Consider the following 12,062-nt stretch of genomic DNA (forward strand, 5'->3'; position numbering starts at 1 on the left):
CTATTCGTTCGCTCGACAAGAGGGCGCTCCGTGGATATTTTTCTGCAGCTGGTTCTGAACGGCTTATTGCTGGGAGGAACATTAGCCATCATCAGTATCGGCCTGACTTTGATATTCGGCATCGTGCGCGTGGTCAACTTTGCCCACGGCGAATTTTTAATGATCGGGCTGTACGCCGTTTATTTCATGAATGCCAAGTTCGGGATTCATCCCTACGTTGCAATTATTCCGGCGACGATAGTGTTGTTTGCGGCAGGCGCGGCGATGCAGCGCTTCATCATTGAGCCGCTGCTGAGCGCTGAGGGGCATATTCAAATCTTCGCCACGGTAGGCGTCTCCATCGCGCTGATGAACGCAGCGCTGCTCATGTTTGGCGCTGATGTGAGGACGGTGCAGGACGTTTCATTCGGGACCGGGTCCGTGACCCTTGGCCCGTTTCGCGCCAGCAGCGGGCAGTTGATTACCTTTGCCGCTTCGCTGGTGATGGTTGCCGGCCTGCACTGGTTCTTGCACAGCACATTTCTGGGGCGGGCCGTACGGGCAACCGCCCAGCATCGCGACGCTGCCCAGCTGATGGGCGTGGATGTGAAAAAAATCTACATCTTTGCCTTCGGTCTCGGCTGTGCATGCCTGGGCGTGGCGTCCGGCCTGATTGCACCGCAATACCCGGTATTCCCTACGGTGGGTACTTTCTTCGTGCTGACCGCTTTCGTCATCGTTGTTCTCGGCGGTCTGGGAAGTTTGTCGGGAGCGCTGATGGGCTCCATGGTCATTGGTGTGGTGGACAGTCTGGCGGGTTATTACATTGCCCCGGACTTGAAGGAGGTCGTCTACTTTTCGATCTTTCTGGCCATTCTGGTTTTCCGCCCGACCGGGCTCTTCGGCGCCGGCCGCGGGTCTGAATAGGAATTAGGCTGATGAATATCTTGCATCCCCGCGTCTATATGAGTTTTTTGCTTCTGGCGCTGTTGCTGATCATCCCGATCAGTGCCGGATCGCCCTTTGTTTACCACCTCTTCATCTTGATTTGCAGTTACGCGGCGCTGGCCAGTGCCTGGAACATAGTGGGCGGTTTTGCCGGCCAGCTGTCTCTTGGGCACGCGGTGTTTTATGGCGTCGGCGCCTACACAACCACCTTGCTGATGATCAACTTTGGCTTGAGCCCGTGGATCGGCATGTTTGCGGGGGCCATTCTCTCGGCGCTGGTTGCGATAGTTATCAGTTGGCCGTGCTTCAGGCTGCGCGGGCCATTCTTTGCCCTGGCAACCATCGCCGTACTTGAAGTGGTGCGGCTGGTAGCCATCAATCAGCACGATGTCACCGGCGGCGCGGCAGGGCTGGGGGTGCCCCTCAAGCTGGGTTTTGAATGGATGTTGTTTCGGCCTCGCTGGCCGTACCTGTTAATAGCCTTCGGGTTCTTGGTCATCACCCTGGCAGTGTCCTGGAAAATCAAGACGTCACGTTTGGGCTATTACCTCATCGCCGTGCGCGAGCGTGAAGACGCGGCGCATGCAGTGGGGGTCAACTCGGTAAAAGTGAAGCTCATAGCAGTGGTGCTGTCTGCTTTCCTGACCAGTCTGATCGGCAGTTTCCATGCGATGTACCTGACGTTTATTGAGCCGGGGTCCATGTTCTCTCTCGACTTGTCGATCCAGATTGCGATGTTCGCGCTGATCGGTGGTCTGGGTACGGTTTCGGGGCCGCTGATCGGCACTCTTCTGGTTCTGCCGCTGGCCGAGCTTGCCCGTGGCTGGCTCGGAGACATGGGCAGCGGTGTACATGGCCTGGTGTACGGCATTGTCCTGGTGGTGGTGGTACTCACTATTCCCCAAGGGCTTGTGGGCAGGTTCGGCGCGAGAGTGTTTGGCTGGATCGATTCGTTACCTGGCGGCAAGACACCGCAGCGCAGGCCGGCACCGCTCGCAACTGTTTCGCCGACGCCACAGCGCCCGGTGACAAAGGGCGAGCCGATTCTTGTTGCAAAGCATTTGCACAAGTTTTTCGGCGGTTTGCACGCCACCAACGATGTGTCATTGAGCCTGGCCGAAGGTGAGATCGTCGGGGTTATCGGCCCGAACGGCGCGGGTAAAACCACCGTGTTTAACCAATTGTCAGGCTTCCTCTTGCCGTCCGAGGGGAGGGTCAGGGTGCGCCTGCCGGACGGTGAGTGGGTGACACCCGCCAGCCCGGCAGAGTTTGCAAGGGCAGGAATCGGCCGGACCTTCCAGATCGTGCAGCCATTTGCTGATCTGAGCGTGAGTGAAAACATCATGCTCGGTGCGTTCATGCATACCGCCGACACGGACGAGGCCCGGGCTATCGCCAGCCAGGTCGCGCAGTTGACGGATCTGGCAGCCTTGCTCGACACCAGGGCCCGAAACCTCACCGTAGGCGGCATGAAGCGCCTTGAAATGGCCCGGGCACTGGCGACCCGTCCGCGAATCCTGTTGCTTGATGAGGTGATGGCCGGCCTCAATCCGACCGATGTGGTCAAGGCCATCGAAGTCATTCGCCGGGTTCGCGACTCCGGTGTGAGTGTGCTGATGATTGAGCACCTGATGCAGGCCACCATGAGTCTGTCCGATCGAATTATCGTCATCAGCTCAGGCTCGATGCTGACCCAGGGTGCGCCTCAGGATGTGATCAATGATCCCCGGGTAATCGAGGCCTATCTGGGCAAGGAGTACAGCCATGCTTAAGTTGACTGATGTGCATGCCGGGTATGGCGGTACCGAGATTTTGCGCGGTGTTTCATTTGAAGTGAATGCCGGTGAAGTCATCACCATTGTCGGTGCCAACGGTGCCGGCAAAACCACCACGCTGCGCAGCCTTTGTGGTGTGGTGGAGCCCACCCGGGGCACCATCGAGTTTGAAGGCGAGCGCATTGACGGGCGCCGTCCCGACCAGATTGTTGCAGCAGGTCTGACCCTTATCCCGGAAGGGCGACAGCTGTTTCCTTTCTTGAGTGTGCGCGACAATTTGCTGATGGGGGCCTACAAGCGCAGCGCACGTTTGAATTACAAAAAGCAGCTGGATGATGTGCTTGATCTGTTTCCTCGAGTACGCGAACGGCTGGAGCAAAATGCCGGGACCCTGTCGGGCGGTGAGCAGCAAATGGTTGCCATTGCCCGTGGCCTCATGGCGCAACCCAAGTTGCTGATGTTCGATGAACCGTCCCTGGGCCTCTCGCCGCTGCTGGTTTCCCAGGTCTTCGACATCATCAACAAGATCCTGGCGCTCGGCACCACGGTGCTGATCGTCGAGCAGAACATCGTTCACACACTGCGCATCGCCGATCGCGGGTACGTACTCGAAAACGGCGAAGTGGTACTCAGCGGGACGGGGCAGGAGTTACTCGATAACCCCCACGTCAAGCGCGCATACCTGGGGCTGTAAGCCGGTGACCGGGTCACCTACGATTATCAAGTAAGAGGCGGGTCATGAAAAATCTCCGACATGCCGGACGTGTAGTCCTGGTCACGGGCGCCGGTGGCGGAATCGGCGCTGCTATCGCCCGGCTGTATTGCGAAGAAGGCGCCAGTGTTGCACTGGTTGATTTTGATGAGGCCAGTGTGCGGCAGCAGGCGGCTTTGCTGCGCGAGGCCGGACATACGGTTGAATGGGCCAACGCCGATGTCGCGCAGTATGACGCGTGTGCAAGGGCTTGCGCTCAGCTCGCGGCGAAGCTCGGCCCGATCGACACGCTGATCAACAATGCCGGGGTGTCGCCCAAGCACAACGGTGCTCCGGCGCCGGTCTGGGAAATGCACCCGCAAGAGTGGGAGAGGGTGGTCGGGATCAACCTTACGGGTTCTTTCAATCTTGTACGGGTGCTGACGCCGTCGATGGTCGAGCGCCGCTTCGGGCGCATTGTTAACATGTCGTCCGTCGCAGGGAGTGCATACCTGCCCATAGTGGCGGTTCATTACAGCGCTACCAAAGCGGCGATTATCGGTTTTACCCGGCATTTGGCCGGTGAGCTTGGGCCATACGGCATTACGGCCAACGCCCTCGCGCCCGGCCGGATCGAAACGCCAATGCTCAAGACGGTGTCTGCCCAGGCTAACCAGGCGGTGGCTGCCGAGACTCCGCTGCGGCGTCTCGGCACGCCTCTGGAAGTGGCGAAGGTGGCGTGTTTCCTGACCTCGAACGAAAGTGATTTTGTGACCGGGCAGGTTGTTGACGTAGCGGGTGGCTGGTTGATGCGTTAAGGGTCTGCCGCCGCCCGGGCAAATTGCATAAGCTGATTGCGGGGGCTATGGTCCGGTGGTCCCCGGCCACATTTTTTCCGGCGTGTTGATCCAGGAATGCAGATCTTTAGATGAAAAATAACCAAAAGCCCAAGCTCAAGGATGTCGCTGAACTGGCGGGGGTTTCGATTGGCAGTGCTTCCCGGGCCTTGTCCGTACCGCACCTGGTAAAGCCTGTAACGTTAGAAAAGGTTTCAGCGGCTGTATTGAAGCTTGGCTATGTGCGCGATGGCGCAGCGCGGGCCCTGGCGTCACGGCGAACCCATAGCATCGGGGCGATCTTTCCGACCTTCAATAACCCGGCTTTTGCCGAAGCGGTGCAGGCCCTTCAGCAGCGACTGAGCGAGCTTGGCTACCACCTGATCATTTCTTCGCACGAGTATGATCAGGGCCAGGAACTGATCTGTGTCAGGAACATGATCGAGCGGGGCGTGGAAGGGTTGCTGCTCGTGGGTACAGAGCACAGCCAGTCGGTGCATGATGTATTAAACAGCTCCAAATGCCCGTTTATCCTCATGTGGTCCCTGGATGGCGCGCACCCCCATCACTGTGTCGGTTTCAGTAATGAGGAGGGCGGGCGCATGATCGCGCGGCATTTGATCAGCCTTGGGCACAAACATATCGCCATGATTGGGGGTGTCGCTGCCTACAACGAGCGGGCCCACTACCGAAGGGTCGGCCTGGTCGGCGAACTCCTGCAGAGCTCGATCGAACTGCCCGGCTCGCGGATCATTGAACAGCCCTTTACCCTGGAAGGCGGGCGGGCAGGTCTGCGGATTGCCATGGAGATGACGCCCAGGCCAACAGCGATTGTCTGCAGCACCGATGTGACCTGTATGGGGGCCATCGCCGAAGCACGGATCATGGGGATCAAGGTACCCGAAGAGCTGTCCATTACCGGTTTTGACGATATCGACTTTGCGGCTGTATCGGTCCCGGCGCTTACCACGGTGAACGTACCGTCTTCGAAAATCGGCATCAGCAGTGCCAACAACATTGTCTCGTTGATTGAAGGGCGCCCGTTTGCCCGCCGCGAGCGCGTGCAAATAGAGCTGATTGTTCGTCAGAGCACTGCTGCCTGTCCTGATTGAATCCCTTTCCATGCGGCCACGAAGAGCTCGCTCCTACAGGGTGTTTTCAGCCATAAAAAACCTCGCTTCCTTGACAGGAGGAGAGGTTTTTTTATGGTGCTGTCTTATGCCGAAGTGGGCGTTTTCGGACGGCGTACATCAGGCTGCTTCCAGGACTCGGCCGAGGCTTCGTCGATGGCTTGCTGGATGGCCTTTTTGCGATGCTCTTCGGCACGGCGGCTGAAGAACCACACCAGGAAGGTCACCAGCGACACCGCCAGCAGAATCAGGCTGGCCACGGCGTTGATCTCGGGTTTGACCCCCAGACGTACCGCCGAGAACACTTCCATCGGCAAGGTGGTGGAGCCCGGCCCGGACACGAAGCTGGCCAGTACCAGGTCATCCAGCGACAGGGCGAACGACATCATGGCGCCCGCCGCCAGTGACGGCGCAATCATCGGGATGGTGATCAGGAAGAACACTTTCCACGGTTTGGCACCCAGGTCCATGGCCGCTTCTTCGATCGACAGGTCCAGCTCGCGTAAGCGCGACGACACCACCACGGCCACATAGGCCGAGCAGAACGTGGTGTGGGCAATCCAGATGGTGACGATGCCGCGTTCCTGCGGCCAGCCAATCATCTGCGCCATGGCCACGAACAGCAGCAACAGCGACAGACCGGTGATCACTTCGGGCATCACCAGCGGTGCAGTCACCAGGCCGCCGAACAGCGTGCGGCCCTTGAAGTGGCTGATCCGGGTCAGCACGAAGGCTGCCAGGGTGCCCAGCGCCACCGCCGCAATCGCCGTGTACAGGGCGATTTCCAGCGAGCGCATCACCGAGCCCATCAGTTGCGTGTTGTCCAGCAGGCCCACGTACCACTTCAGCGACCAGCCGCCCCACACCGTCACCAGCTTGGACGCATTGAACGAGTAGATGACCAGAATCAGCATCGGCAGGTAGATGAACAACAAGCCTGCGACCAGCATAAAGCTGGAAAAACGGAAGCGATTCATACCTTGCCCTCCAGTTCTTTAGCCTGGCTGCGGTTGAACAGAATGATTGGCACGATCAGGATCGCCAGCATGACCACGGCAAGCGCAGAGGCTACCGGCCAGTCACGGTTGTTGAAGAACTCTTGCCACAAGACTTTACCGATCATCAGGGTTTCCGGGCCGCCCAGCAGTTCCGGGATCACGAACTCGCCCACCACCGGGATAAACACCAGCATGCAGCCAGCGATGATGCCGTTCTTGGACAGTGGGACGGTGATTTTCCAGAAGCTGTTGAAGGTGCTCGAGCCCAGGTCGGACGCGGCTTCCAGCAGGCTGTGATCGTGTTTGACCAGGTTGGCGTACAGCGGCAGGATCATGAACGGCAGGTACGAGTAAACGATGCCGATATAGACCGCGATGTTGGTGTTGAGGATCTGCAGCGGTTCGCTGATCCAGCCCATCGACATCAGGAAGCCATTGAGCAGGCCGTTATTGCTGAGGATGCCCATCCACGCGTAAACGCGGATCAGGATCGCGGTCCAGGTCGGCATCATGATCAGCAGCACCAGCACGGTCTGCATCTCTTTGCGCGCATTGGCAATGGCGTAGGCCATCGGATAACCGATCAGCAGGCACAGCGCCGTGCTGAAGAAAGCCATCTTCAGCGAGCCCAGATAAGCGGCGATGTACAACTCGTCGTCACCCAGCATGGCGTAGTTGCCCAGGTTCAGCAGTAGCTGAATTTTTTGGTCAACGTAGCTGTAGATCTCGGTGTACGGCGGAATCGCGACGTCGGCTTCGGCAAAGCTGATCTTCAGGACGATGAAGAACGGCAGCATGAAAAACAGGAACAGCCACAGGAATGGAATCCCGATGACCATCTGGCGGCCACCGGGGGTTATTCGTTGCAGACGGCGTTTGAGTTTTCGAAGGTTCATGAGCGCAATACCACGCCGCTGTCGTCTTCCCACCAGACATAGACTTCGTCGTCCCAGGTCGGACGCGCACCGCGGCGTTCGGCGTTGGCGACAAACGACTGCACGATCTTGCCGCTCGGCAGTTCGACGTAGAACACCGAGTGGCCACCCAGGTAGGCGATGTCATGCACCTTGCCCCGCGACCAGTTGTATTCGAAGACCGGCTTGACGGTCGTGACCAGCATTTTTTCCGGGCGGATTGCGTAGGTGGTCGACTTGTCCTCCAGAGAGGTGGTTACGCCGTGACCCACATAGATATTACGCTCCAGTTCCGGGCAGTGAATGATTGCGAACCCTTCCTCGTCCTCAATCACGGAGCCTTCGAAGGCATTCACGTTGCCGATGAATTCACACACCATCCGGCTCACCGGTGCTTCGTAGATATCCACCGGGCTGCCGATCTGGGCAATCCAGCCCAAGTGCATGATCGCGATGCGCTGGGCCATGGTCATGGCCTCTTCCTGATCGTGGGTCACCATGACGCAGGTCACGCCGACGCGCTCGATGATTTCCACCAGTTCGAGCTGCATTTGCGAGCGCAGTTTTTTATCCAGCGCCCCCATCGGCTCATCGAGCAGCAGCAGCTTTGGACGTTTGGCCAGCGAGCGGGCCAGGGCCACACGTTGACGCTGGCCGCCGGACAACTGATGCGGCCTGCGCTTGGCGTATTGGGTCATGTGCACCAGCTTGAGCATCTCTTCAACGCGGGCGTCGATTTCGCTGGCAGGCAGGCGGTCCTGTTTGAGGCCGAAGGCAATGTTTTGCGCCACGGTCATGTGCGGGAACAGGGCATAGGACTGGAACATCATGTTGATCGGCCGCTCGTAGGGCGGCATGTCGGTGATGTCGATCCCGTCGAGATAAATCCGTCCTTCTGTCGGGCGTTCGAAGCCTGCCAGCATGCGCAGCAGGGTCGATTTTCCGGAGCCGGAACCGCCGAGAAGGGCGAAGATTTCGCCTTGATGGATCTCCAGGGACACATCGTCCACGGCGGTGGTTTCGTCGAATTTTTTACTGACCCGGTCGACTTTCAGCAGCACCTTTTTGGGTGTGTGCTGGCCTTCAAGTGCCTTTCTGTAGAGGCTGGAGGCGTTTGCCATGTGAAACTCCCAACAGATTTCAGTCGTCAGGCCAGAAGGGCCCGACTTAATAATGGATTGCAAGCCGGCTGTGAACGGGCTTGCCCGGCGCCGCCGTCCTGGCTGTCTGGTTGTACTTTTTTGTTATTGCGGTTTGTTGTTGTGCGGGGCGGGCGTGCACAGGCCCGGCCGTCCCTCACAAGGGCAGCTAACTATTGAATCGGATTGTGGGGTTTTCAGTCAGCGGGCTTCATGGGGCGCCGCCCGCTGCAAACACGGCATGCATAAGAGGAAGGGGGTGGTGATGGGTGCCGCAAACACCTGGATCGCGACTCTGACAACACACAAATGCGGGGCGCCGCTGACATGCCAGGGATGCAGGCCAGTCTGTTTTGACGCACGCAGTAACACCGGTCAATGGCTTGATTGCCATTTTTATCACCTCGAAGTTTCACACTTGAACGAGCTTTTTCGGAGCTTAGCCTTGTTGATTTTAATTAACAACTCCCATGTAAAAAATTCTAAACACGCAACGTCTAACTTTCATAATTAACCGCTAGGCCACGATTCAATGGGCTCAATTTGACCCAGAAATTGCCTAAAAAATAACAATGGAGGGCGGGGTGTTCGCTATTGACTTCACTTTGCCTTTCGGATTGACTGAGTTCCAGAAACGGCTGTGAACATAATAATTAACATAATAGGTGCCTCATGTCGGTCCCCCTGCGTGCCATTCAGCTCAATGAAGCGAACGCATTCCTTAAGAAATATCCTGAGGTTTTGTACGTCGACCTTCTGATTGCAGATATGAACGGTGTGGTGCGCGGCAAGCGCATCGAGCGCACCAGCCTGCACAAGGTCTACGAAAAAGGCATTAACCTGCCGGCATCCCTGTTTGCTCTGGACATCAACGGTTCTACGGTAGAAAGCACCGGTCTGGGCCTGGACATCGGTGATTCGGACCGCATCTGCTACCCCATCCCGAATACGCTTTGCATCGAGCCCTGGCAGAAGCGCCCGACGGCGCAACTGTTAATGACCATGCATGAACTCGAAGGCCAGCCGTTTTTCGCTGACCCGCGCGAAGTGTTGCGTCAGGTTGTCAGCAAGTTCGATGACATGGGGCTGACCATTTGCGCCGCCTTTGAACTCGAGTTCTATCTGATCGACCAGGACAACGTGAACGGTCGTCCGCAGTCACCACGCTCGCCGGTATCCGGCAAACGTCCAATGTCGACCCAGGTGTACCTGATCGATGATCTCGACGAGTACGTTGACTGCCTGCAGGACATTCTCGAAGGTGCCAAAGAGCAGGGCATCCCGGCTGACGCAATCGTCAAGGAGAGCGCCCCGGCGCAATTCGAAGTCAACCTGCATCACGTCAACGACCCGATCAAGGCGTGCGATTACGCGGTGCTGCTCAAGCGCCTGGTGAAGAACATCGCCTACGACCATGAGATGGACACCACCTTCATGGCCAAGCCGTACCCGGGTCAGGCGGGTAACGGGTTGCACGTGCACATTTCGATTCTGGACAAGGAAGGCAATAACATCTTTGCCAGCGAGGATCCCGAGCAGAACGCCGCACTGCGTCACGCGATCGGCGGTGTGCTCGAGACCCTGCCGGCGCAGATGGCGTTCCTGTGCCCGAACGTCAACTCGTACCGTCGTTTCGGTGCGCAGTTCTATGTGCCCAACTCGCCGAGCTGGGGCATCGACAACCGTACCGTGGCGGTGCGTGTGCCTACCGGTTCTGCCGATTCGGTGCGTATTGAACACCGGGTTGCCGGTGCAGATGCCAACCCGTACTTGCTGATGGCTTCGGTACTGGCCGGTATACACCACGGTCTGACCAACGAAATCGAACCCGGCCCGCCGGTGGAAGGCAACAGCTACGAGCAGAACGAACAGAGCCTGCCGAACAACTTGCGCGATGCCCTGCGCGAGCTGGATGACAGTGAAGTCATGGCCAAATACATCGACCCGCTGTACATCGATGTATTTGTCGCCTGCAAGGAAAGCGAGCTGGCCGAGTTCGAGAACTCAATCTCCGACCTTGAGTACAACTGGTACTTGCACACGGTTTGATTGGCCGAGCCGTCATTCAGAAACAGAACATAGCGCGGTTGGCGGGTGGTGCAGAAGCTATGTCCACCGCGATCAGCTGTGCTCTCGCTTGCGCGCTGCCGGCGCCGGGGTCCACCGGCGCGACGGCGGCGCCCATCGGAGACATTCATGAAGTACACCCATGTAAACAGCTATTACGCTGCGACCCGAAACCTCACGACTGACTTCCCGGCACTTGAAGAGTCGGTGGAATGTGATGTCTGTGTCATCGGCGCCGGGTACACCGGCCTGTCATCGGCCCTGTTCCTGGCTGAAGCAGGCTACAACGTGACGGTACTTGAAGCCGCGCAGGTCGGGTTCGGTGCCAGCGGTCGCAATGGCGGTCAGTTGGTCAACTCCTATAGCCGCGACGTCGATGTCATCGAGGCCCGTTATGGCGAGAAGACCGCCCGGGTGCTCGGCAGCATGATGTTCGAAGGCGCCGATATCATTCGCCAGCGCATCGGGCACTACGACATCCAGTGCGATTACCGGCCGGGCGGGATCTTTGCTGCGCTGAATAAAAAACAGCTAAAAGCCCTGGCCGAGCAGAAAAGCAGCTGGGAGGCGTACGGCAACCAGAACCTGACAATGCTCGATGCGGCTGACATCAAGCACGAAGTGGGCTGCGCCAACTACGTTGGCGGTCTGCTGGACTTGCAGGGTGGCCACATCCATCCGCTGAACCTGGCACTGGGTGAAGCCGCGGCCTTCATCGGCCTGGGCGGCAAGATCTTCGAGCAGTCGGCTGCCGTGGAAATTACTTACGGCGAGCCGATCACTGTGCGTACCGCCAGGGGCGTGGTGCGCGCCAAGTACCTGCTGATCGCCGGTAACGCTTATCTGGCGCAGAACCTCGACAATCGCGTGACCGCCAAAAGCATGCCCTGCGGGTCGCAAATTGCCGTGACCGAACCACTTCCCGAAGATGTGGCCCGCAGCCTGATCGCCAACAACTACTGCGTCGAAGACTGCAATTATCTGCTCGATTACTACCGCCTGACCGCCGACAACCGTTTGTTGTATGGCGGTGGTGTGGTCTATGGCGCCCGCGAGCCGGACGACATCGAGCAACTGATCAAACCGAAAATCCTCAAGACCTTCCCGCAATTGAAGGACGTCAAAATCGACTATCGCTGGACCGGCAATTTCTTGCTGACCATGTCACGCATGCCGCAATTCGGCCGTATCGAGAAAAACGCCTACTACATGCAGGGTTACAGCGGCCACGGTGTTACCTGTTCGCACCTGGCCGGCAAATTGATCTCGGAAATGATCCGTGGCGATGCCGAGCGTTTCGACGCGTTTGCCTCCTTGCCGCATATGCCGATGATCGGTGGTCGCACCTTCCAGGCGCCGCTTACAGCCATGGGCGCGGCGTATTACGCCCTGCGTGACCGGTTCGGGATCTGATCCCGAACTGGCCACGTGGTAGCGGGGGTCGTCAGCGCGCTGCCACTCAGTTATTGATCGGCCATTTAGCGAACCTGCTGAGCAAGAACCGCAAACGTGATTTAATAGCCGCCTTTCACGTTTGTGGTACAGGGGTACGGTGCGCTCAACGCCCTCCGTCGCCCCCCCATTA

Annotated in this window: 10 protein-coding genes; 7 read left to right on the forward strand and 3 right to left on the reverse strand. The window is 58.2% G+C overall.

What is annotated here, in order from left to right:
- The first annotated feature begins 30 nt into the window (after nt 1–30).
- The 5 genes from AOC04_RS07715 to AOC04_RS07735 all read left to right on the forward strand — a co-directional run bounded on the left by AOC04_RS07715 (nt 31) and on the right by AOC04_RS07735 (nt 5,341).
- A complete protein-coding gene (locus AOC04_RS07715) occupies nt 31–906 on the forward strand; it encodes a branched-chain amino acid ABC transporter permease (protein WP_060692102.1) in 876 nt (291 codons plus the stop codon).
- 11 nt (nt 907–917) lie between these two features.
- A complete protein-coding gene (locus tag AOC04_RS07720; protein ID WP_060692103.1) occupies nt 918–2,699 on the forward strand; it encodes a branched-chain amino acid ABC transporter ATP-binding protein/permease in 1,782 nt (593 codons plus the stop codon).
- Nucleotides 2,692–3,396 (forward strand): ABC transporter ATP-binding protein, encoded by a 705-nt coding sequence (locus AOC04_RS07725; RefSeq protein WP_060692105.1) that lies wholly within the window; start codon nt 2,692–2,694, stop codon nt 3,394–3,396. The genes AOC04_RS07720 and AOC04_RS07725 overlap by 8 nt, the downstream gene beginning before the upstream one ends.
- 44 nt (nt 3,397–3,440) lie before the next feature.
- On the forward strand, nt 3,441–4,211 hold the full coding sequence (locus tag AOC04_RS07730) for an SDR family oxidoreductase (protein ID WP_060692107.1): 771 nt from the start codon (nt 3,441–3,443) through the stop codon (nt 4,209–4,211).
- A gap of 110 nt (nt 4,212–4,321) precedes the next feature.
- Nucleotides 4,322–5,341: a LacI family DNA-binding transcriptional regulator gene (locus tag AOC04_RS07735; RefSeq protein ID WP_060692109.1), complete on the forward strand. Its 1,020-nt coding sequence runs from the start codon at nt 4,322–4,324 to the stop codon at nt 5,339–5,341.
- Nucleotides 5,342–5,445: 104 nt separating this feature from the next.
- Here the strand turns inward: AOC04_RS07735 and AOC04_RS07740 are convergent, their stop codons facing one another.
- The 3 genes from AOC04_RS07740 to AOC04_RS07750 are packed head-to-tail and all read right to left on the reverse strand — an operon-like array spanning nt 5,446 to nt 8,392.
- Nucleotides 5,446–6,336 (reverse strand): ABC transporter permease subunit, encoded by an 891-nt coding sequence (locus tag AOC04_RS07740; RefSeq protein WP_060692111.1) that lies wholly within the window; start codon nt 6,334–6,336, stop codon nt 5,446–5,448.
- On the reverse strand, nt 6,333–7,253 hold the full coding sequence (locus tag AOC04_RS07745) for an ABC transporter permease subunit (protein ID WP_060692113.1): 921 nt from the start codon (nt 7,251–7,253) through the stop codon (nt 6,333–6,335). The genes AOC04_RS07740 and AOC04_RS07745 overlap by 4 nt, the downstream gene beginning before the upstream one ends.
- A complete protein-coding gene (locus tag AOC04_RS07750) occupies nt 7,250–8,392 on the reverse strand; it encodes an ABC transporter ATP-binding protein (RefSeq protein WP_060692115.1) in 1,143 nt (380 codons plus the stop codon). Before AOC04_RS07750 ends, AOC04_RS07745 begins: the two co-directional genes overlap by 4 nt.
- 690 nt (nt 8,393–9,082) lie before the next feature.
- On the opposite strand from AOC04_RS07750, the gene AOC04_RS07755 reads away from it, so the two are divergent.
- Both AOC04_RS07755 and AOC04_RS07760 read left to right on the forward strand, forming a co-directional pair.
- Nucleotides 9,083–10,459 carry a glutamine synthetase family protein gene (locus AOC04_RS07755; RefSeq protein WP_060692117.1) on the forward strand — a complete coding sequence of 459 codons (1,377 nt, stop codon included), beginning with the start codon at nt 9,083–9,085 and terminating at the stop codon, nt 10,457–10,459.
- A gap of 147 nt (nt 10,460–10,606) precedes the next feature.
- Nucleotides 10,607–11,890 carry an NAD(P)/FAD-dependent oxidoreductase gene (locus AOC04_RS07760; protein WP_060692119.1) on the forward strand — a complete coding sequence of 428 codons (1,284 nt, stop codon included), beginning with the start codon at nt 10,607–10,609 and terminating at the stop codon, nt 11,888–11,890.
- Nucleotides 11,891–12,062 lie beyond the last annotated feature (172 nt).

This window comes from Pseudomonas versuta, from assembly GCF_001294575.1.
GTDB lineage: Bacteria > Pseudomonadota > Gammaproteobacteria > Pseudomonadales > Pseudomonadaceae > Aquipseudomonas > Aquipseudomonas versuta.